The organism is Streptomyces genisteinicus (assembly GCF_014489615.1).
In the GTDB taxonomy this organism is placed as follows: Bacteria; Actinomycetota; Actinomycetes; order Streptomycetales; family Streptomycetaceae; genus Streptomyces; species Streptomyces genisteinicus.
In genome coordinates this window covers 552,295-572,484 of sequence record NZ_CP060825.1, presented here as the reverse complement: position 1 = coordinate 572,484, position 20,190 = coordinate 552,295, and the positions used below count along the sequence as shown (strand labels likewise).

The following is a 20,190-nucleotide window of genomic DNA, read 5'->3' as shown; positions in this document are numbered from 1 at the left end:
GGAGCGGCCGGGACGGGCGGTCCCTGCGGTCAGGCGGGTTCGTCCACGAGTGCCTCGCGCAGCGTGCCGAGGATGCGGTGCAGCAGTCGCGAGACGTGCATCTGCGAGACGCCCAGCCGCTCACCGATCTCCGACTGGGTCAGCTCGTCGCAGAAGCGCAGGGAGAGGATCAGCCGGTCCCGCTCGTCGAGTCCGGCGATGAGCGGGCGCAGCGCGCTCACGTTCTCGACCAGGTCGTAGGCCGGGTCCTCCGCCCCCAGGCGGCGTGCCACGCCGGTACCGGAGTCCTCGTCGTCACCGGCGGCGGTGTCCAGCGACTGCGCGCTGTAGCCGTTCGACGCCAGCTCGCCCTCGATCACCTCGGCCTCGCTGACGTGCAGGTAGTCCGAGAGCTCGGGCGTGGTGGGCCGGTGCCCGAGCTCCTGCTCCAGCACGTCCATCGCCTTGGCGAGGTCTATCCGCAGCTCCTGGAGGCGGCGGGGCACCCGGACCGACCAGCTGGAGTCGCGGAAGTACCGCTTGATCTCGCCGATCACGGTCGGCAGGGCGAAGGAGGCGAACTCGACGCCCCGGGAGACGTCGAACCGGTTGATGGCCTTGATCAGTCCGACGGTGCCGACCTGGACGATGTCCTCCATCGGCTCGGAGCGGTTGGCGAAGCGCAGCGCGGCGAACCGGACCAGGCTGAGGTTCAGCTCGACCAGGGTGTTGCGCACGTACGCGTACTCCGGGGTCCCCTCCTCCAGCTCCGAGAGGCGCTCCAGCAGGGCGGCCGACAGCGGACGGGCGTCGGCCGGACCGACCGTCCCCGGGTCGGCGGCGGCAGCCGGTGCCGCGGAAGGCCGGACGTACACGTGCGCCCCGGAGGCCGGGGCGGCTCCTGCGCGGGTCTGCACGGTCTTCGTCATCTGGTGCCCTTTCCGGGGGCGGACTCCGGGGCGGAGGCCGCTCGCGTCCGGTGAAACGTGGCTTTTATCCCTGTTCAAGCGTACTGCCCTCTTCGGATGCTTTGATGCGGCGATCGGGGGAACCGGATGCGTATGGGACATCCATCCGAGGTGCGAACCGGCAGGCGGAGCAGGAGGTACCCGCTGGAACAGGGGCCCGGCGCCCCCGCGCGGTGCCGGGACCTCACACGGGACGCGCTGCGCGACTGGTTCGGGCTGACCGGGCCGGACCACCCCGTCCTCGTGGGCGACATCCTGCTCCTGGTCTCCGAAGTGGTCACCAACGCGTACCGGCACGGCGGCGCTCCGTACGAGCTGGAGCTGGTCGAGGGCCGGGGCCGGATCTGGGTCCAGGTCACCGACGCCGGCTCCGCGTGCCCCCGCCCCGGCCGGCACCGCGCCGCCCGGGCCTCCGGCCACGGCCTGTACCTGCTTCAACGGCTCTCCGCCGACTGGGGCTGGGCACGCCACGGCTCCGGCAAGTCCGTGTGGTTCGCCGTGGACGTGCGCGGCTGAGGGCCGCCGGTGTGCGCCCGGTGGCGTGCTCCGGGCCGCGTGCCACAGTGGAGTGCACAAGGGCCGCGTCCCGTCACCGACACGACGGGCGCGGGCAACCGCCACCCGGTGAGGTCGCCGATGGACGCATCAGCCCCCGGACCGGGCCCGGAAGCGGGCCGGGAGTCCGCGGCAGCGAGCGAGGAAGCCCTGCGGAGACTGCTGGACGGTCTCGTCGCGGTCCGCGACGGAGACCTGTCGGTCAGACTCCCCGGCGACACCTCGCCCCTGCTCTCCGAGGTCGCCGCCGTCTACAACGGCATGGTCGACCAGCTTTCCCTGGTCACCTCGGAGGTCACCCGCGTCGCCCGCGAGGTCGGCGGACAGGGGCTGCTCGGCGGGCAGGCCAGGGCGCCCCGCGTCAGCGGGGCCTGGAGCGAACTCACCTCGGGTGTGAACACCATGGCCGACAACCTGACCTCGCAGGTGCGCGCCATCGCCCAGGTCGCGACCGCGGTGGCCCGCGGCGACCTCACGCAGAAGATCCGGGTCGACGCACGCGGGGAGATCCTGGAGCTCAAGGAGACCATCAACACCATGGTCGACCGCCTCTCCTCCTTCGCGGAGGAGGTCAGCAGGGTGGCCCGCGAGGTGGGCACCGAGGGCAGCCTCGGCGGCCAGGCCACGGTCCTCGGCGTCTCCGGCACGTGGAAGGACCTCACCGACAACGTCAACTCCATGGCCACCAACCTGACCAACCAGGTCCGCAACATCGCCCAGGTCACCACCGCCGTCGCCCGCGGCGACCTCACCCGGAAGATCGACGTGGACGCCCGCGGCGAGATCCTGGAACTCAAGACCACCGTCAACACGATGGTCGACCAGCTCTCCTCGTTCGCCGCCGAGGTCACCCGCGTCGCCCGGGAGGTCGGCAGCGAGGGACGCCTCGGCGGGCAGGCCGAGGTCGAGGGCGTCTCCGGCACCTGGAAGCGGCTCACCGCGAACGTCAACGAACTCGCCGGCAACCTCACCCGCCAGGTGCGGGCGATCGCCGAGGTGACCGGCGCGGTCGCCGAGGGCGACCTCACCCGCTCCATCACCGTCGAGGCGCCCGGCGAGGTCGGCGAACTGAAGGACAACATCAACGCGATGGTCGAGTCGCTGCGCGCCACGACCCGCGCCAACGAGGAACAGGACTGGCTGAAGACCCACCTCGCCGCCATGTCCGACCGGATGCAGGGCGCCCGCAGCGTGGACGCGCTCGCGACCCGCATCATGGAGGAGGTCCCGCCGCTGGTCAGGGCCGAGTACGGCGGCTTCTTCCTGGCCCGTGACGGCGCCGGCGGCCGGGAACTCGTGCTGACCGCCTCCTACGGGTCGCCGGACCCGCCCGGCGCGCCGCGCCGCGTCTTCGGCGTCGGACAGGGGCTCGTCGGCCAGGCCGCCCGGAGCTGCCGCCCCGTCGAGGTCGACGACCTCCCCGCCGGGTACGCCACGGTCACCAGCGGCACGGGCAGCGCCGACGCGACCCATCTCCTGGTCCTGCCGGTCGTTCTGGAGGGCCAGGTCCTGGCCGTCGTCGAACTCGCGGCGTTGCGCCCGTTCACCGGTGTCCACCGCGACTTCCTGCACCGTCTCACGGAGAGCGTCGGCGTCAACGTCGGCACCCTCGCCGCCAACAGTCGCACCGACGAACTCCTCGGCAAGTCCCAGCGGCTGACCGCCGAACTCAGCACCCGCTCCCAGCAGCTCACCGCCCGCCAGGAGGAGCTCCAGCGCTCCAACGCCGAACTGAAGGAGAAGGCGGCCCTGCTGGCCGACCGCAACCGGGACATCGAGCGCAAGAACCTCGAGATCGAACAGGCCCGCCAGGAACTGGAGGCCCGTGCACAGCAGTTGTCCCGGACGTCCATGTACAAGTCCGAGTTCCTGGCCAACATGAGCCACGAGCTGCGCACACCGCTCAACAGCCTGCTCATCCTGGCCCAGCTGCTCGCCCAGAACCTCGACGGCAACCTGACCGCCAAACAGGTCGACTACGCCGAGGTCATCCACTCCGCGGGAGCGGACCTGCTCCAGCTCATCAACGACATCCTCGACCTGTCCAAGGTCGAGGCGGGCAAGATGCCCGTGCACTTCGCTGAGTTCGCCCTCCAGGAGCTCGTGGAGTACGTGGAGGCGACGTTCCGCCCGGTCGCAGGCGAACGCGACCTCACCTTCGAGGTGGCCGCCGAACCCGGCACCCCGGCGACGCTCGTCACCGACGAGGCCAGGCTCCGGCAGATCCTGCGCAACCTGCTCTCCAACGCCCTGAAGTTCACCGACCGGGGCACGGTCGAGCTGCGCGTCGCCGCCGCCGCGGACTCCGAGGTGCCCGCCGTGCTGCGCGACGCCGGTCCGGTGGTGGCCTTCCACGTGTGCGACACCGGCATCGGCATCCCCGCCGACCGGCTGGAGAGCATGTTCGGCGCCTTCCAGCAGGGCGACGGGACCACCTCCCGCCACTACGGGGGCACCGGCCTCGGGCTGTCGATCAGCCGCGAGGTCGCCAAGCTGCTCGGCGGCGCGATCGACGTCCGCAGCACCCCAGGACGCGGCAGCCGTTTCACCCTCTACCTGCCCGCCGGCGGCAGGGGCGGGTCCTCCGACGCCTCCGTCCTCGCCGTCGAGGAGCGCGGAGCACCCGCGGCGCCGCCGGCCGGCGCCGTGCCCGTGCCGGGCGGCCGGGCGGTGCTCCTCGTCGACGACGACAGCCGCAACGTGTTCGCGCTGACCGAGGTCCTGACGGGCGCCGGCATCCGGGTCCTCACGGCCGACAACGGAGCCGACGGGATCGCGCTGCTGCGCGGGAGCGAGGACGTCGGACTGGTCGTCATGGACGTGATGATGGCCGGGATGGACGGCTACGCGGCCATCGCGGCCATCCGCGAACTGCCCCGCAACGCGCGGGTGCCCGTCATCGTGGTGACGGCCAAGGCGATGGCGGGCGACCGCGAGGAGGCGCTGGCCGCGGGCGCCGACGACTGGGTCGCCAAGCCCGTCGACACCGCGCGGCTGCTGGCGATGATCAGCGAACGCCTGGGCAGCGGGCCCGGATGAGCTCCGCACCGGCCCCCGCCGCACCGCGCGCCCCGCCGGGGCGGCGCGACGACCCGGGCGGACACCGAACGTGAGGAGAGAACATGATCATGGGCAGGGCCAAGGCCAGGCTGAAGCAGCTCCGGGGCCGGATGGAGGAGTCCGACGGCATCGTGCTGGAGAACGAGCGGATGCGCGAGAAGGGCCGCCGTCGCGCGCAGCAGGGCCGCGACGAGGAGGCCGCGGCCAGGACCGAGGCCGAGAGCCGCCGGCGGGAGCACCGGCCGCCGAAGTGACCCCGGTGCGCCGGCGTCCGCCGCCCCGGTGATGCCCGGTCTCCGGGCGGATGCGGGCCCCACCGTTCCGCCGCCGGAGCCGCGGCGGACCGCCCGGCCCCGCGGCTCGCGCACTCCGGCGCGGGGCGCGGGTCAGCCGACGCGGACGGCGACCACGCTCGTGTCGTCGTCCGTGTCACCGGTCGCGCGGGCCAGCAGGCTCTCCACCTGGTCGTCGACGCCCGTCGCGCGCAGGGTCTCGGCGGTCCGGCACAGGGCCTGAAGGCCCCGGTCGAGGCCGTCGTGGCGGCGTTCCACGAGGCCGTCGGTGTACAGCAGCAGCGTGTCGTCCGCCTCCAGCCGCAGGGTCCGCTCGCGGTAGGCCGCGCCCCGGGCCGCCCCGAGGAGCACGTCGTACGGGGCCTCGACCAGCCGTGCGCGGCCCCCGCGCAGCAGCAGCGGCGGCAGGTGTCCCGCGTTCGCCCAGCGCAGCACCCGGTCGGCGGGGTCGTAGAGCGCGCACACGGCGGTCGCGGTGGGCCGTCCCGGGACGTGGAGCGTCACCTCGTTGAGCCAGCCCATCAGCCGGCCGGGGTCGTGACCGGTGAAGGCCAGTCCGCGCAGGGCGTTGCGCAGGGCGACCATGCCGGTCGCCGCGTCGATGCCGTGGCCGGCGACGTCCCCGACCGCCATCAGGATCCGGCCGCCGGGCAGCGGGAGGACGTCGAACCAGTCGCCGCCCACGCGGTACTCCGCCGCGGCGGGCCGGTAGCGGGCCGCCGCGGCGAGCCCGTGCAGCGTGCCCGCCGCCGGCATCTGCGGGACGATGGCCCGCTGGAGCCGCAGCACCAGGCGGTGACGGAGCACGGCCTGCGCCCGGACGGCGGTCAGCTGGTCGAACGTCGCGTTGAGCGCGACCTCCGCGTGGTACTCGGCGGAGACGTCCTGGTACACGCCGGTGACACCGGTCAGCTCGCCGCCGCTGAGCAGCGGCTCGGCCGCGATGCGCACATGGCGGGGGCCGCCGTCCCGCCGGATCACGCGGACGACGGCCGACGCGCCCTTGCGGCGGTCGACCACGTCGCCCAGCAGCCCGGCGAAGGCGGCCGCGTCGTCGGCGTGCACCAGCGGGGCCAGCTCCAGCAGGGGCACCGGTGCCGCGTCCCTCGCCATGCCGAAGACCGCGTACGTCTCCTCGGTCCACGCGGTGGTCGCCGACAGCAGGTCGTCCTGGAAGAGGGCCATGCCCTGGAGCCGGCCCACCGCCCTGCCCAGCGCCGTGCGGACGTCGCCCGCCGTGTGCCACAGGACCACCGCCCGCTCCCCGTCCACGGGCAGCACCCGGACGTCCAGCATGGGGTCCGGCAGGCCGGGTGCGTGCTCGGCGGGCAGCCGGGCGGCACGCTGCGGGACCGAGACGTGCCAGGCGCGCCGCGCCATCGCCGTGAGGTCCGTGTGCAGCAGCGGCAGCGCGGCCTCCACGGACCGGCCGCCCGCCCGGTGGGCTCCGCTCAGGGCCTCCGCGGCCGCGCGGTTGACGTGTTCGACCGTCAGAGCGCCGGTGTCCGCCCGGCGCAGGGTGAGGGCCGGATGGACGAGGGCGTCCAGCAGGTCGTCGAGGGCGGGCACCGCTGCCGCCGGATCGGCGTCGGCGCCCAGCAGCCTGCCCGCCACCTCCACCAGCCGGGGGAGCGCCGCACGCAGCCGTGCGTCGAACTCCGTCGCGCGGGGCCACACCACCAGGGCGAGGCCCGCGTTGCGGCCGCGTTCCCGCAGCGGGATCACCGCGCGGGCCGCCCGCGGCGACGGGCCGGGCAGGGCGCCGCCGTCCCCGGTGCCCGAGGGGAGCCACACCACCTCGCCGCCGGAGAGCGCGTCCCGGACGGGCGGCGGCGCGGCGGGCGGGATCCAGCGCCACTGGCCTGCCTCCAGCGCGGAGACGCCGGCATGGGCCACCAGCTCCAGGCAGCCGGTGCAGGTCAGCCGCCACAGCCACAGGGCCTCCGCGCCGAGCGGGCGCAGCCCGCCCTCCAGCAGGGTGTGCGCTCCTCGCGCGGCCGACTCCTCGGTCTCCACCGCCGAGGTCACCTTCCGCAGTTCACGGGTCTCCCGCCGGTGTGCCGCGGTCTTCGGCGGGGCGGAGACCGCGATGTGGCCGGCGACGGCGTTCACGACGTCCGCCGCGAGCTCCTCGGGGGCGGAGCCGGCGGCGGCGGCGAGCGCGCGCAGATGGTCCGCGGCCTCGGCGGGCGCCAGTCCCAGCTGGGCGGCGAGCACCCCGGTCGCCACATCGGTCAGGTGCCGGCGCGCGGCGTCGTCGGACGGGGCCGGCTCGCCGGGTGCCGGACCTCCGGTACGCGGCTGCCCGCGGTGGGTTCCGCCGGTGTCCTCGCCGGGCCCGGGAACACCGTGGTCCGCAGCGTTCACGACCGCTCCCCTCTGCGGCGGCCGCGCGGGCCGCCCGAAGTGCCCCTGTGGGATTTTACGCGCGCGGCGCCGGGAGGGCCCTGGCCCGGCGAGGACACGGACCGCCCGCCGGGACGCCGGGCGGGGGGAACCATCGGGGCACCCGTGCTGCGCCGATCGGGTGAAGCCGCCGGGAGACCGCGAACCGGCCCCGAAGGTGCGGAGGACGGGACCTGGCCCGCCCCGGCGGTGCGGGACCGGCCGGGGCGGGCCAGGCTGGATGGGTGACCACCGGTGCCCCGGACGACGGCGGCGCGCGGCAGGGGACGGAAGGAGACGGTTGACGTGAACGAATCCGGGCGTCAGGGCGTCGATCCGGCACGGCTGAGCGAACAGGACCTGCTGCGCGAACTGGAGACCATCCACCGCAGCCGCCACGACACGCTGCTGTACGGCTCGTCCGCCGCACTCGCGGCCCACGACGTGCGCATGGCGGACCTGGAGGCCGAATACCTCAGGCGCCACCCCGACCGGCCCCCGGCTGCGGGCCGCACCCGGGAGGGCGCCCGGGCGCGGGTGGGCTGACCGCCGAAGGCAGGACCGCCGGAGCCGCGGCGCGGTCTCCCGGGTGCGGCACCGCACCGGCGCACCCCGGGCCTGCGCACCCGGGACCTCCGCACGTCGCACCGGCCGGCCGTCCGCCCCGCAGCCCGCGAGGCAGCCCCCGGGTCAGTGCCCGGAGGCCGCCGCCTTCGCGAACTCGTCGGTGAAGGCCGCGCAGAACGCCTTCAGGTCGTCCGGCTTGCGGCTGGTGATCAGCGTGCCCGGGGCGGCGGTGCAGACCCGCACCTGCTCGTCCACCCATGTCCCGCCCGCGTTGCGGATGTCGGTGCGCAGACTCGGCCACGAGGTCAGGGTGCGGCCGCGCACCAGACCCGCCTCCACCAGCGTCCACGGCGCGTGGCAGATCGCCGCGATCGGTTTGCCCGCCCGGGCGAAGGCCGCCACGAACGCCACCGCGTCCGGGTCCGTGCGCAGGGCGTCCGGATTCGCCACCCCACCGGGCAGCACCAGGGCGCCGAAGTCGTCGGCCGACGCCTCGGCGACCACCTGGTCGACGGGAAAGGTGTCGGCGGCCGTGAGGTGGTCGAAGGCCTGGACCGTGCCGGGCCTGGTCGCGATCAGCCGGGGTTCGTCCCCGGCGTCCTTCACCGCCTGCCACGGGTCGGTGAGCTCGACCTGCTCCACCCCTTCGTGCGCGGTCAGAAAGGCGATCAGCATGATGCGCTCCTCGGATCGTCCCGTCACCGGGCGATCCGATCCGCGCCGGCGACGCACCCCGGGTACCCGGGGGACGGCCTCCGACACCGCCGCACGCACCGCGCCCGCCGCCTGACAGCCCGCGTCCGGCTCCCCGCGTGAGCGCCGGGAGCCGGAGCGGACGGGACGGGCGGGTCCCTACGGGGTGCGCCCGAACGCCTCCAGGATGCGCTGGGCGGCCAGGGTCGCCGTCAGCTCCCCGTCACGGACCGCCTGTTCGACGCCGGGCGACTCGGCGCGGACCGCCGGGTGGCGGTGCAGACGCTCCATGAGGGCCTCGCGCACCATGGCCCAGGTCCAGCCGATCTGCTGGTCGCGCCGCTTGGCGTCGAGGCGGCCGGTGGAGTCCAGCAGCGCGCGGTGCTGTTCGAGCCGCTCCCACACCACGTCGAGACCGCTGTTCTCACGGGCGCTGCACGACAGCACCGGGGGAGTCCAGGCGGCGTCCGCCGGATGCATCAGCCGCAGGGCGCCCGCCAGTTCGCGGGCGGCGGCGCGCGCGTCGCGTTCATGAGGGCCGTCGGCCTTGTTGACCGCGATCACGTCCGCCAGCTCCAGCACCCCCTTCTTGATGCCCTGGAGCTGGTCACCGGTACGGGCGAGGCTCAGCAGCAGGAAGGAGTCGACCATGTCGGCGACGGCGGTCTCCGACTGGCCCACGCCCACGGTCTCGACCAGGACGACGTCGTAGCCCGCGGCCTCCATCACGATCATCGTCTCGCGGGTCGCCTTGGCGACACCGCCGAGCGTGCCCGCGCTGGGGGAGGGGCGCACGAACGCCGACGGGTCGACCGAGAGCCGCTCCATCCGCGTCTTGTCGCCGAGGATGGAGCCGCCGGTCCGGGTGGACGACGGGTCCACCGCGAGCACGGCGACCCGGTGCCCGAGACCGGTCAGCATGGTCCCGAGGGCGTCGATGAACGTGGACTTGCCCACGCCGGGCACACCGCTGATCCCCACCCGCCGCGCCTCGCCGGTGAACGGCAGCAGCTCGGTGAGCAGCTGCTGCGCGAGCACCTTGTGGTCGGGGCGGGTGGACTCGACGAGCGTGACGGCGCGTGCGATGTACGCACGCGAACCGTCCCGCACGCCCTTGACGTAGGCGTCGATGTCGATCGTCGGCGGCATGGGCCTACAGCTCGTGGCCGAGCGAGCCGGCGAGGGTGCGCACCAGGTCCCGGGCGGCGTCCGGGATGACGGTGCCCGGCGGGAAGACCGCCGCCGCCCCCGCGTCGTGCAGCGCCTGCACGTCCTGCGGAGGGATCACGCCGCCGACGACGATCATGATGTCCTCGCGCCCCTCGGCCGCCAGCTCCTCGCGGAGCGCGGGCACCAGCGTCAGGTGCCCCGCGGCCAGCGACGACACACCGACGATGTGCACGTCCGCCTCGACCGCCTGCCGGGCCACCTCGCCCGGCGTCTGGAACAGCGGGCCGACGTCCACGTCGAAGCCCAGGTCGGCGAAGGCCGTCGCGATCACCTTCTGGCCGCGGTCGTGACCGTCCTGGCCCATCTTGGCCACCAGGATGCGGGGCCTGCGGCCCTCGGCCTCCTCGAAGGCGTCGACCAGCGCGCGGGTACGGTCCACCGACGGTGACATGCCTGCCTCGTTCCGGTACACGCCGGAGATGGTACGGATCTGGCCCGCGTGGCGCCCGTACACCTTCTCCAGGGCGTCGGAGATCTCCCCGACGGTCGCCTTCGCCCGCGCCGCGTCCACGGCCAGCGCGAGCAGATTGCCGTCCAGCGAGCCGCCCTTCGACGGTTCGGACCCGGCGGCCGCGGTCAGCGCGCGCAGCGCGTCCCGGCAGGCCGCCTCGTCGCGCTCGGCCCGCAGCCGGCGCAGCTTCTCCACCTGCTGGGCCCGCACCTGCGAGTTCTCGACCTTGAGCACGTCGATCTGCTCGTCGGACTCGACCCGGTACTTGTTGACGCCGATCACCGGCTGCCGTCCGGAGTCGATGCGCGCCTGGGTACGGGCGGCCGCCTCCTCGACCCGCAGCTTCGGGATGCCCGCGTCGATGGCCTTCGCCATGCCGCCGGCGGCCTCGACCTCCTCGATGTGCTGCCAGGCGCGGCGCGCGAGGTCGTGCGTCAGGCGCTCCACGTACGCGCTGCCGCCCCACGGGTCGATGACCCGGTTGGTGCCCGACTCCTGCTGGAGCAGGAGCTGGGTGTTGCGGGCGATGCGCGCGGAGAAGTCCGTCGGCAGGGCGAGCGCCTCGTCGAGGGCGTTGGTGTGCAGCGACTGGGTGTGCCCCTGGGTCGCCGCCATCGCCTCGATGCAGGTGCGGGTGACGTTGTTGAAGACGTCCTGTGCCGTCAGCGACCAGCCGGAGGTCTGCGAATGGGTGCGCAGCGACAGCGACTTGGGGTTCTTCGGGTCGAAGGTGCGCACCAGCTTCGCCCACAGCAGCCGCGCGGCGCGGAGCTTGGCGACCTCCATGAAGAAGTTCATGCCGATCGCCCAGAAGAACGACAGCCGCGGCGCGAAGGCGTCCACGTCGAGACCCGCCCCGATACCGGCCCGCAGGTACTCCATGCCGTCGGCCAGCGTGTACGCGAGCTCCAGGTCGGCCGTCGCGCCGGCCTCCTGGATGTGGTAGCCGGAGATGGAGATGGAGTTGTACCGCGGCATCTTCTGCGAGGTGAACGCGAAGATGTCCGAGATGATCCGCATCGAGGGGCCGGGCGGATAGATGTAGGTGTTGCGGACCATGAACTCCTTGAGGATGTCGTTCTGGATGGTCCCGGCCAGCTTCTCGGGCGGTACGCCCTGCTCCTCGGCGGCCACGATGTACAGCGCCAGCACGGGCAGCACCGCGCCGTTCATCGTCATCGACACGCTCATCCGGTCCAGCGGGATGCCGTCGAAGAGCTGCCGCATGTCGTAGATCGAGTCGATCGCCACACCCGCCATGCCGACGTCGCCGGTCACCCGCGGGTGGTCGCTGTCGTAGCCGCGGTGGGTCGGCAGGTCGAAGGCGACCGACAGGCCCTTCTGCCCGGCGGCGAGGTTGCGCCGGTAGAAGGCGTTCGACTCCTCGGCCGTGGAGAAGCCGGCGTACTGGCGGATCGTCCAGGGCTGGTTGACGTACATCGTCGGGTACGGGCCGCGCAGGTACGGCGCCATGCCGGGGAAGGTCCCGAGGAAGTCCAGGCCCTCCGCGTCCCGCCCCGTGTACAGCGGCTTGACCGGGATGCCCTCGGGCGTCTCCCAGATCAGCGCCTCCGGGTCCTTGCCGGTGGCCGCCTCGACCGCCGCGCGCCAGTCGTCCTCGGTCGCCGGGCCGGATGCCGTGCCCAGCTCGATCCCCGTGAAGTCAGGGATGCCCATCACGCCACTCCGATCCGGTCGAGGACGGAGCCCAGGACGGCGACCGCGTCACCGCCCGCGACGACGAACTCGTCGACCCCGGCCTTCTCGTAGGTCTCACGCAGGTCACCGGGTCGCCCGGCGAGGAACACCCACCGGGCGCCCGCCGCCTTCAGGGCCTCGGCCACCGGGGCGGCCTGCTCGGCGTAGAGCGCGTCGCTGGAGCAGATGCACGCCACCCGCGCCCCGCTCGCCGCGAACGCGGCCGCCGCCGAGGCGGCGTCCACGGTCACCGGATCGTGCACCGGCTCGATGCCGCCGGCCTGGAAGAGGTTGGCCGCGAAACCGGCCCGCGCGGTGTGCGCGGCGGCCGGTCCGAGCGCGGCGAGGAACACCTTCGGGCGGACGCCGCCGGCCGCGAGGTGCGCGTCGGAACGCGCCCGCAGCGCCTCGAACGCCTCGTCCCTGCGCACCACGGGCAGACCGCCGCCGGACCGGGCGGGCGCCGGGTCGCGGACCACGGGGGCCTCGGACAGCAGCGGGAACTCGCTGACACCGGTGACCGGTTCGCGGCGGGTCGCCAGCTTCCGGCTCCGCGCCTGCCAGACCTCACCGATCCGGTCCGCCACGAGTCCGTCGCGCAGCGCCGCCGCCTGGCCGCCCGCGCCCTCGATCTCCTGGAACCACGCCCAGGCCGCCCGCGCCAGCTCCTCGGTGAGCCGCTCCACGTACCAGGAGCCGCCCGCCGGGTCGACGACCCGGCCCAGGTGCGACTCCTCGATGAGGACGGTCGACGTGTTGCGGGCGATGCGCCGTGCGAACGCGTCGGGCAGTCCGAGCGCGTGGTCGAAGGGGAGCACCGTCACCGAGTCGGCGCCGCCGACCCCGGCCGCCATCGAGGCGACCGTGGTGCGCAGCATGTTCACCCACGGGTCGCGCCGCGTCATCATCACGGACGACGTCACGGCGTGCTGCACCTGCGCGGCCGCCGTCCCGGCGATCCCGCTGACCTCGGCCACCCGCGCCCACAGCCGGCGGGCGGCGCGCAGCTTCGCGATCGTCAGGAACTGGTCGGCGCTCGCCGCGTAACGGAACTCCAGCTGGCCGGCGGCCGCGTCGGCGTCCAGCCCGGCCGCGGTCAGCTCGCGCAGCCAGGCGACCCCGGTCGCCAGCGAGCAGCCCAGCTCCTGCGCCGCGCTGCCGCCCGCCTCGTGGTAGGGCAGCGCGTCCACGACGACGGCCCGCAGGCCCGGGTACTGGCGGGCGCAGCGCGCCGCGAGCGCGGCGGCCGCGGCCGTCCCCGGGGCGACGAAACCGTGGTCGCCGGTGCGGGCCGCGTGACCGTACGGGTCGGCGCCCAGGTTGCCGAGCGCCGCCGCCGGTGCCACGCCCCGCTCCGCGTACAGGGCGAACAGGGCCCCGGCCGCCGCCTCGAACCCGGCGCCCGCGTCGAGCACCACCGGCGCGAGGTCCAGCAGCACCCCGTCGAGGGCCGTGCCGAGGGCGTCGGCGGGCACGCCCGCGTCGCCGACGGTCAGCCACACGGAGGTGACGCCGTTCTCCAGGTCGCCGAGGACCGCCTCGTTCGTCCGCACCGGATCGGGCCGGTCGTGGCGCTGGCGCACGTCCCAGCCGGACACGGCGCCGCCCTCCGGGCGGCCGCCGCGCGTGAAAGGAGCGAAGCCGGGCAGCCCGGTGTCGTCCGCGGAGTCCGCGCCGTCGGCCGTGTACAGGGGACGGGTGGTGATCCCGTCCTCCAGCGCGGTGGACAGCACGTCCTCCGCCGCCGAACCCTGAGCGTCCTTGCCTGCCTTGCGCAGCACACCCTCGACGAGGCGCTGCCACTCTTCGCGGGTCGCACCAGGGAATTCGGCGGCCAGTGTGAACCCGTCATCGGGGAGGACCGTCATGGCCATGATGCTAGACAGCGCCGGGGCCGCCACGGAGCCCCTATCTTCTGTGACCTTGCACTCTCCGGTCCGCACTTGATCGCTCGCACTGTGTGCACTAACCGGGACATGACCCCGCGGCGGCCGGGTACGCGAAGGAGCGAAACAGCAGCGCACGGCACGGACAGCACACAGAACCGAACCGAGAGAGGTGGTCCGCGTGGGTATCGGCGGATGCATCATCCTGATCGCCGCGGGGGCGATCCTGACCTTCGGCACCGACTGGGAAGTCGAGGGCGCCAATCTCGACGTGGTGGGGTTGATCCTGATGGCGGTGGGGCTCATAGGGGTCGCCACCTTCACCAGCATCGCCAAGCGCCGCCGCCTCGTCGTCCCGCCGGCCACGCCCGTCGTCGACGAGCGGGCCACCCGCCGCCCGTACGAGTGAGCGGCCCTGCACGAGAAGGGCCCGCCGGGGCTGTGAGCGAGGGGCCCGGCACCGCGTGTGACCGGCCGCGGGACGGCGCACCCGGCGTTTGACCGCCGGGTCGCCGGGCACCCGCACACCGCGGGGTCGCCGGGTCGCCGGGCACCCGCACACCGCCGGACGCGCCCCGTTCAGCTCCCCATCCCCAAGGAGCAGACATGCGAGTCTCCACGGCTCAGAACGACGAACAGCTCGCGGAGCTCGGGCAGCAGTTGCGCGTCGACGCGGTCCGCGCCGCCGACGCCGCGGGGTCGGGACACCCCACCTCGTCCATGTCCGCGGCGGACATCGCCGCGGTCCTGCTCGCCCGCCATCTGCACTACGACTTCGACCGTCCCGAGCACCCCGGGAACGACCGGCTGGTGCTGTCCAAGGGACACGCCTCGCCCCTGCTCTACGCCCTCTACCGGGCCGCGGGGGCCATCGACACCGCCGAGATGCTCACCTTCCGCACCCGTGACAGCCGGCTGGAGGGCCACCCCACGCCCCGGCTGCCGTGGGTCGACGTCGCCACCGGCTCCCTGGGCCAGGGGCTGCCCGTCGGCGTCGGCATGGCTCTCGCCGGCAAGCGCCTCGACCATGCGCCCTACCGGGTCTGGGTGCTCTGCGGCGACAGCGAGATGGCCGAGGGCTCGGTCTGGGAGGCCGTCGAGCACGCGGCGTACGAGCACCTGGACAACCTGACCCTGATCGTCGACGTCAACCGGCTCGGCCAGCGCGGCCCCACCCGGCACGGCCGGGACCTGGAGGCCTACGCCCGCAGGCTGGAGGCCTTCGGCTGGCACACGCTGCGCATCGACGGCCACGACACCGCGGCGATCGACGCCGCCCTCGCCGACGCCGCCGCCACCACCGGCCGGCCCACCGCCGTGGTCGCCGGCACCGCCAAGGGCCGTGGCGTCGCCGCCGTGGAGGACCAGGAGGGCCGGCACGGCAAGCCGCTGCCCGACGCCGAGGAGGCCGTCGCCGAACTCGGCGGCGTCCGCGACGCCCGGATCACCGCCGCCCCGCCCCACGAGGCGCCCCGGCGGCCGGCCCGCACACCGGGCACGCCGGACCTGCCGCGCTACGAGGAGGGCGACGAGGTCGCCACCCGCACCGCGTACGGCCGGGCGCTGGCCGCCCTCGGCGCCGCGCGCCCCGATGTCGTCGTCCTCGACGCCGAGGTGGGCGACTCCACGCGCGCCGAGTACTTCGAGAAGGAGCACCCCGACCGGTACTTCCAGTGCTACATCGCCGAGCAGCAGCTCGTCGGCGCCGCCGTGGGCATGGCCGCCCGCGGCTGGAACCCGTACGCCTGCACGTTCGCCGCGTTCCTCACCCGGGCCCACGACTTCGTGCGGATGGCGGCCGTCAGCGGTGTGCCGCTGAAGCTGGCCGGCTCGCACGCGGGCGTCTCCATCGGCGAGGACGGACCCTCGCAGATGGGCCTGGAGGACCTGGCGATGTTCCGCGCCGTGCCCGGCAGCACCGTCCTGTACCCGTGCGACGCGCCCCAGACCGCCCGGCTGGTCGCCGCTGCGGCCGACCTGCCGGGCATCGTCTACCTGCGCACCACGCGCTCCGACACGCCCGTGCTGTACGGGCCGGACGAGGAGTTCCCCGTCGGCGGCTCCAAGGTGCTGCACTCCTCGTCCCGCGACCGGGCCACCGTCGTCGCCGCCGGGATCACCGTCCACGAGTCCCTGGAGGCGGCGCGGATCCTGGAACGCGAGGGCATCTCCGTCCGGGTCGTCGACGCCTACTCCGTCAAGCCGGTGGACACCGCGACGCTCCAGCGCGCCGCCGACGAGACCGGCTGCCTGATCACGGTCGAGGACCACCGCCTGGAGGGCGGTCTGGGCGATGCCGTGGCCGAGGCCTTCGCCGACGGCCGCCCCGTGCCCCGGCTGGTGCGGCTCGGCGTCCGCGGCGTGCCCGGTTCCGCCACCGGCGCCGAACAGCTGCACGCGGCGGGCATCGACGCCGAGTCCGTGGCCGCCGCCGTGCGGCTGCTCGTCGCGGAGGCGATGGTGAGCCCATGACGCCGGGAGGCGGTGTCGCGGCCACGGCGTCGGGAGGCGGTGTCGCGGCCACGGCGCCGGCCCGCCGCCCGGCGCGCACCCCCGCACGGCCCGCCCCCGGGGCGCCGCCCGGCGCCCCGGGGGACCGGAACTCCTGAGAGGGGCCACGGCCATGGCGGACGACGACGCCTCCCGCACCGCGCCCGGCGGACGCGACGAGACCGAGGAGGAACGGGCGGACCGGAAATGGCGCGATCTGCTCCAGGAGCTCCGGGTCGCCCAGACCGGCGTCCAGATCCTCTTCGGCTTCCTGCTGACCGTGGCCTTCCAGCCGCGCTTCGGCGAACTGTCCGGCACCGACCAGGCGATCTACACCGTCACGGTGATGCTCGGCGCCGCCGCCACCGGCGCCCTCGTGGGGCCCGTGGCACTCCACCGGATGGTCACCGGGCGCAGGCTGAAGCCGCAGACGGTGGAGTGGGCGTCCCGTCTGACGCTCCTCGGCCTCGCCCTGCTGCTCTGCACCATGGCGAGCGCCCTGCTGCTCATCCTGCGGCTCGTGGTGGGGGACACCGACGCCGTCTGGCTGGTGGCGCTGATGGTCGCCTGGTTCGTCCTGTGGTGGTTCGTCCTGCCCGTGTGGCTCCGGGTGCGCGACCGCGACCGCTCCTGACGCGAATACGCCTCCCGCGGCCCCCGAATTGCGGGGTGCCCGTACGCCGTTGGTCCGCCGACGGTAGGGTGCGCGGACCGCCAGCAGTGGTGGCGTGTCTTCGTGGAGGAACCCAAGTGACCAACAACAACAGAACGCTGCGGCGTTCGGCGGCGCTCGTCGTCGCCGCCGCGGCCGGTGTGCTCGGCCTCGGCCTGGCCGCGGGCCCGGCCGTCGCCCACACCCCGACGTGGTCGGTGACGTGCGACGAGGTGGACATCAAGCTCACCAACTACGGCCGCAACACCAAGAACACCGTGACCGTCAGCGTCGACGGCAAGGAACTGCTGCCGACCGAGACGTTCGAGAACGACTTCGCCAAGAAGCTCGCGCTCCCCGAGCACGACAAGGAGGTCGCGGTCCGCCTCGTCGTCGTGGCCCAGGACGGCGACAAGTACTCGCGCGACGAGACCAAGACCGCCCCGGTGTGCGAGGAGCCCCCCTCCCCGACGCCGAGCCCCACCCCGAGCACGTCGGAGCCGACCCCGACCCCGACGCCGACGCCGACGCCGAGCGCCACCCCGAGCGGGACGCCCAGCGACACGCCGAGCTCGCCCGCGTCCACGCCGTCGCCGGCGCCGAGCACCGAGGCGCCCGACCTGGCCGAGACCGGCTCCTCCAGCTCCACCCCGCTGATCGCGGGCGCGGCCGCCGTCGTCATCGTCGCCGGCGGTGGCATCGTGTGGGCCTCGCGCAAGCGCCGCGGCGCCCAGAGCTGACCCTCGCGTCACCCTGCGGCCGGCTCCGGCCCGCAGGCGGAAGCGGCCGTGCCCCTCGCGGGGCACGGCCGCTTCGTCGTCGCCGCCTCAGGCGGCGGCGGGCGTGTAGTGCGGGGCCTCGTCGCCCTCGATCACCGTGCTGCCGCGCCCGTCCGTGCCGACCGGGACGTCGCCGGCGACGGTCACCCGGTGCAGCAGGCGCGGGAGGTCGCCGTAGTCGTCGGGCGCGTAGTGCTGGGTGATGCGGTTGTCGAACAGCACCAGGTCGCCCGGCGCCCACGTCCAGCGGACCACGTTCTCCGGGCGGGTCACGTACGACTGGAGGATGCGCAGGATGTCCCGCGACTCCGATGCCGACAGACCCACCAGCGACTGGGCGAACCCGCCGATGAACAGGCCCCGTTCACCGGACTCGGGGTGCACCCGCACCACCGGGTGCTCGGTGCGGTAGCGGGTCGACACGAAGCGCCGCCGGTGCTCGGCCGCCTTCTCGCTGCGCGGTTCGGCGTAGTCGTGGTCGTTGGTGTGCACCGCCCGGAGCCGGTCGGCGAACTCCCGCAGCGGCTCCGGCAGGTCGCGGTAGGCGGCAGCCGTGTTGGCGATCAGTGTGTTCCCGCCGTAGGGCGGGACGACCAGGCTGCGCAGGGTGGTGGCCTTGGGCGGGGTCCGCACGAAGGTGACGTCCGTGTGCCAGTGGTTGGAGCGGACGCCCTCGTCGCCGTCGACCGGCAGGACCTGCGGCTGCCCCTCGACGGAGGGAACCGTCGGGTGGGCTCCCGTCAGCGGGCCGAACAGCGTCGCGAAGCGCAGCTGCGCGGCGTCGTCGAGCCGCTGGTTCCGGAAGAACAGCGCCTTGTGCTCGACGAGCGCCGCGTTGATCTCGGAGACGATGCGGGGGTCGAGGTCCTGCGAGACGTCGACGCCGAGGATCTCCGCGCCGATGCGGCCGCCGACGCGGCGGATGTCGAAACCGGTGGTGGTGGTCATGGGGTGCTGCCTCTCTCTGTGCGGAAGGGACGTGGGAGAAGGGGCGTGGGGGAGGGACGTGCGGACGGTGACGTGGGATGGGCCGTGGGGAAGGCGCGTGGCACGTGCGGAAGGGACGCGGGGAAGGCGCGTGGCACGTGTGGAAGCGACGCGGGGAAGCGCGGCGCCGGTGGGGCCGCGCGCGTCACGCCGCCCGGGAGGGCGGAGCGGCGGGGCCGGCCGCGGGAGCCGCCCGGCCCGCGGGCCGCTCCAGGCCGTAGTGGTCGCGCAGGGTGCGCCCGGTGTACTCGGTGCGGAACAGCCCGCGGCGCTGGAGGAGGGGCACGACGTGGTCGACGAAGTCCTCCAGGCCGCCCGGGAGATGCGGCGGCATGATGTTGAAGCCGTCCGCGGCGCCCGAGACGAACCACTCCTCCAGCTCGTCCGCGACCTGCTCCGGCGTCCCCGCGAACACCCGGTGGCCCCGGCCGCCGCCGAGGCGGGCGATCAGCTGCCGCAGGGTGAGGTTCTCGCGCCGGGCCAGGTCGGCGACGAGCGTGAAACGTGACTTGTTGCCGTTGATCTCGCTCTCGGCGGGCAGCTCGGGCAGCGGACCGTCCAGCGGCAGGCCGCTCAGATCGGTGCCGAGCATCCCCGACAGCTGCTGGAGCCCGTACTCCGGCACCTGGAGGGCGGTGAGCTCGTCCTCCAGGGCGCGGGCCTCCGCCTCCGTCGCGCCGATCACGGGGCAGATCCCGGGCAGGATCTTCAGCTCGTCGGGCCGCCGGCCGTACCGGGCGAGCCGCGCCTTGAGGTCCTTGTAGAAGGTCTGCCCGTCGGCCAGGGTCTGCTGGGCGGTGAACACGGCCTCCGCGTACCGGGCCGCGAACGCCCTGCCGTCCTGCGACGACCCGGCCTGCACCAGCAGCGGATGCCCCTGCGGCGGGCGCTGCACGTTCAGCGGGCCGTCCACCCGGAAGTGGGTGCCCCGGTGGCCGACGGGCAGCACCGCGCCCTCCTCCGTGTAGACGCCGCGGGCCCGGTCGGCGACGGGCGCACCGTCGCTCCAGCTGTCCCACAGCAGCCGCGCCACGTCGACGAACTCGGCCGCCCGCTCGTAGCGCAGCGCGTGGTCCGGGTGGGCGTCCAGCCCGAAGTTGCGGGCCTCGGCGACGTTGCCCGAGGTCACGATGTTCCACCCGGCCCGGCCGCCGCTGAGGTGGTCGAGCGAGGCGAACACGCGGGCCACGTGGTACGGCTCGTGGAAGGTGGTGGAGACGGTGGCGATCAGACCGATGTGCTCGGTCGCCACCGCGAGGGCCGACAGCAGCGTCAGCGGCTCGAAGCCGCCGACCGCGTTGTACCGGGCGCTGCCCCACAGCGTGAGACCGTCGGCGAGGAACAGCGAGTCCAGCAGGCCCCGTTCGGCGGTGCGGGCGAGCTCCTGGAAGTAGGTGAGGTCGGTGACCCGTTCCGGCTGGGTGAGCGGATGGCGCCAGGCGGCGTCGTGATGGCCGGCGTTCATCAGGAAGGCGTTCAGGTGGAGCTGGCGCGGCGGATGCGCGGGCATGGCGGGT

The 20,190-nt window shown here is 74.2% G+C and carries 16 protein-coding genes; 8 read left to right on the top strand and 8 right to left on the bottom strand.

The window, feature by feature from the left end; translation table 11 throughout:
• Nucleotides 1-29: 29 nt before the first annotated feature.
• Nucleotides 30-908: an RNA polymerase sigma factor SigF gene (locus IAG43_RS02485; RefSeq protein WP_187739102.1), complete on the bottom strand. Its 879-nt coding sequence runs from the start codon at nucleotides 906-908 to the stop codon at nucleotides 30-32.
• Between the two features lie 132 nt (nucleotides 909-1,040).
• On the opposite strand from IAG43_RS02485, the gene IAG43_RS02480 reads away from it, so the two are divergent.
• The 3 genes from IAG43_RS02480 (at nucleotide 1,041) to IAG43_RS02470 (ending at nucleotide 4,816) form a co-directional block, all read left to right on the top strand.
• Nucleotides 1,041-1,463: an ATP-binding protein gene (locus tag IAG43_RS02480; protein ID WP_187739101.1), complete on the top strand. Its 423-nt coding sequence runs from the start codon at nucleotides 1,041-1,043 to the stop codon at nucleotides 1,461-1,463.
• A 120-nt stretch (nucleotides 1,464-1,583) separates the two neighbouring features.
• Nucleotides 1,584-4,541, top strand: a complete 2,958-nt coding sequence (locus IAG43_RS02475) for a hybrid sensor histidine kinase/response regulator (protein ID WP_187739100.1) — start codon at nucleotides 1,584-1,586, stop codon at nucleotides 4,539-4,541.
• Nucleotides 4,542-4,624: 83 nt separating this feature from the next.
• Complete coding sequence (locus IAG43_RS02470) at nucleotides 4,625-4,816, top strand: hypothetical protein (RefSeq protein WP_246574036.1); 192 nt, start codon at nucleotides 4,625-4,627, stop codon at nucleotides 4,814-4,816.
• A 132-nt stretch (nucleotides 4,817-4,948) separates the two neighbouring features.
• Here IAG43_RS02470 and IAG43_RS02465 read toward each other — a convergent pair whose 3' ends face one another.
• A complete protein-coding gene (locus IAG43_RS02465; protein ID WP_246574034.1) occupies nucleotides 4,949-7,222 on the bottom strand; it encodes a SpoIIE family protein phosphatase in 2,274 nt (757 codons plus the stop codon).
• Nucleotides 7,223-7,546: 324 nt separating this feature from the next.
• On the opposite strand from IAG43_RS02465, the gene IAG43_RS02460 reads away from it, so the two are divergent.
• Nucleotides 7,547-7,786 (top strand): DUF6158 family protein, encoded by a 240-nt coding sequence (locus tag IAG43_RS02460; protein ID WP_187739099.1) that lies wholly within the window; start codon nucleotides 7,547-7,549, stop codon nucleotides 7,784-7,786.
• Nucleotides 7,787-7,930: 144 nt separating this feature from the next.
• On the opposite strand, the gene IAG43_RS02455 is transcribed toward IAG43_RS02460, so the two are convergent.
• The 4 genes from IAG43_RS02455 to IAG43_RS02440 all read right to left on the bottom strand — a co-directional run bounded on the left by IAG43_RS02455 (nucleotide 7,931) and on the right by IAG43_RS02440 (nucleotide 13,747).
• On the bottom strand, nucleotides 7,931-8,482 hold the full coding sequence (locus IAG43_RS02455; protein WP_187739098.1) for a type 1 glutamine amidotransferase domain-containing protein: 552 nt from the start codon (nucleotides 8,480-8,482) through the stop codon (nucleotides 7,931-7,933).
• A gap of 177 nt (nucleotides 8,483-8,659) precedes the next feature.
• The gene (meaB, locus tag IAG43_RS02450) at nucleotides 8,660-9,649 is read right to left on the bottom strand and encodes a methylmalonyl Co-A mutase-associated GTPase MeaB (RefSeq protein WP_187739097.1); all 990 of its coding nucleotides are present in this window, start codon (nucleotides 9,647-9,649) and stop codon (nucleotides 8,660-8,662) included.
• A 4-nt stretch (nucleotides 9,650-9,653) separates the two neighbouring features.
• Nucleotides 9,654-11,858 carry a methylmalonyl-CoA mutase gene (gene scpA, locus IAG43_RS02445; protein WP_187739096.1) on the bottom strand — a complete coding sequence of 735 codons (2,205 nt, stop codon included), beginning with the start codon at nucleotides 11,856-11,858 and terminating at the stop codon, nucleotides 9,654-9,656.
• Entirely contained in the window at nucleotides 11,858-13,747 is a 1,890-nt protein-coding gene (locus IAG43_RS02440) for a methylmalonyl-CoA mutase family protein (RefSeq protein ID WP_187739095.1), read from the bottom strand. The genes scpA and IAG43_RS02440 overlap by 1 nt, the downstream gene beginning before the upstream one ends.
• Nucleotides 13,748-13,946: 199 nt before the next feature.
• Between IAG43_RS02440 and IAG43_RS02435 the strand changes: the two genes are divergently transcribed.
• From IAG43_RS02435 to IAG43_RS02420, 4 genes are all read left to right on the top strand, one after another.
• A complete protein-coding gene (locus IAG43_RS02435) occupies nucleotides 13,947-14,174 on the top strand; it encodes a hypothetical protein (protein WP_187739094.1) in 228 nt (75 codons plus the stop codon).
• Nucleotides 14,175-14,371: 197 nt separating this feature from the next.
• Nucleotides 14,372-16,237 (top strand): transketolase, encoded by a 1,866-nt coding sequence (locus IAG43_RS02430; RefSeq protein ID WP_187739093.1) that lies wholly within the window; start codon nucleotides 14,372-14,374, stop codon nucleotides 16,235-16,237.
• A gap of 151 nt (nucleotides 16,238-16,388) precedes the next feature.
• Complete coding sequence (locus IAG43_RS02425; RefSeq protein WP_187739092.1) at nucleotides 16,389-16,889, top strand: DUF6328 family protein; 501 nt, start codon at nucleotides 16,389-16,391, stop codon at nucleotides 16,887-16,889.
• 116 nt (nucleotides 16,890-17,005) lie between these two features.
• Complete coding sequence (locus IAG43_RS02420; protein ID WP_187739091.1) at nucleotides 17,006-17,647, top strand: LAETG motif-containing sortase-dependent surface protein; 642 nt, start codon at nucleotides 17,006-17,008, stop codon at nucleotides 17,645-17,647.
• Between the two features lie 87 nt (nucleotides 17,648-17,734).
• Here the strand turns inward: IAG43_RS02420 and IAG43_RS02415 are convergent, their stop codons facing one another.
• Nucleotides 17,735-18,634 (bottom strand): TauD/TfdA dioxygenase family protein, encoded by a 900-nt coding sequence (locus IAG43_RS02415; RefSeq protein ID WP_187739090.1) that lies wholly within the window; start codon nucleotides 18,632-18,634, stop codon nucleotides 17,735-17,737.
• 184 nt (nucleotides 18,635-18,818) lie between these two features.
• Complete coding sequence (locus IAG43_RS02410) at nucleotides 18,819-20,183, bottom strand: LLM class flavin-dependent oxidoreductase (protein ID WP_187739089.1); 1,365 nt, start codon at nucleotides 20,181-20,183, stop codon at nucleotides 18,819-18,821.
• Between the last annotated feature and the right edge of the window lie 7 nt (nucleotides 20,184-20,190).

What these genes read in the sequence shown, in the direction of transcription:
- IAG43_RS02425 (WP_187739092.1), top strand. Translation starts at nt 16,389, where the DNA reads ATGGCGGACGACGACGCCTCCCGCACCGCGCCCGGCGGACGCGACGAG.
- IAG43_RS02485 (WP_187739102.1), bottom strand. Translation starts at nt 908, where the DNA reads ATGACGAAGACCGTGCAGACCCGCGCAGGAGCCGCCCCGGCCTCCGGG.
- meaB (WP_187739097.1), bottom strand. Translation starts at nt 9,649, where the DNA reads ATGCCGCCGACGATCGACATCGACGCCTACGTCAAGGGCGTGCGGGAC.
- scpA (WP_187739096.1), bottom strand. Translation starts at nt 11,858, where the DNA reads ATGGGCATCCCTGACTTCACGGGGATCGAGCTGGGCACGGCATCCGGC.
- IAG43_RS02480 (WP_187739101.1), top strand. Translation starts at nt 1,041, where the DNA reads ATGGGACATCCATCCGAGGTGCGAACCGGCAGGCGGAGCAGGAGGTAC.
- IAG43_RS02475 (WP_187739100.1), top strand. Translation starts at nt 1,584, where the DNA reads ATGGACGCATCAGCCCCCGGACCGGGCCCGGAAGCGGGCCGGGAGTCC.
- IAG43_RS02415 (WP_187739090.1), bottom strand. Translation starts at nt 18,634, where the DNA reads ATGACCACCACCACCGGTTTCGACATCCGCCGCGTCGGCGGCCGCATC.
- IAG43_RS02410 (WP_187739089.1), bottom strand. Translation starts at nt 20,183, where the DNA reads ATGCCCGCGCATCCGCCGCGCCAGCTCCACCTGAACGCCTTCCTGATG.
- IAG43_RS02430 (WP_187739093.1), top strand. Translation starts at nt 14,372, where the DNA reads ATGCGAGTCTCCACGGCTCAGAACGACGAACAGCTCGCGGAGCTCGGG.
- IAG43_RS02440 (WP_187739095.1), bottom strand. Translation starts at nt 13,747, where the DNA reads ATGACGGTCCTCCCCGATGACGGGTTCACACTGGCCGCCGAATTCCCT.
- IAG43_RS02470 (WP_246574036.1), top strand. Translation starts at nt 4,625, where the DNA reads ATGATCATGGGCAGGGCCAAGGCCAGGCTGAAGCAGCTCCGGGGCCGG.
- IAG43_RS02455 (WP_187739098.1), bottom strand. Translation starts at nt 8,482, where the DNA reads ATGCTGATCGCCTTTCTGACCGCGCACGAAGGGGTGGAGCAGGTCGAG.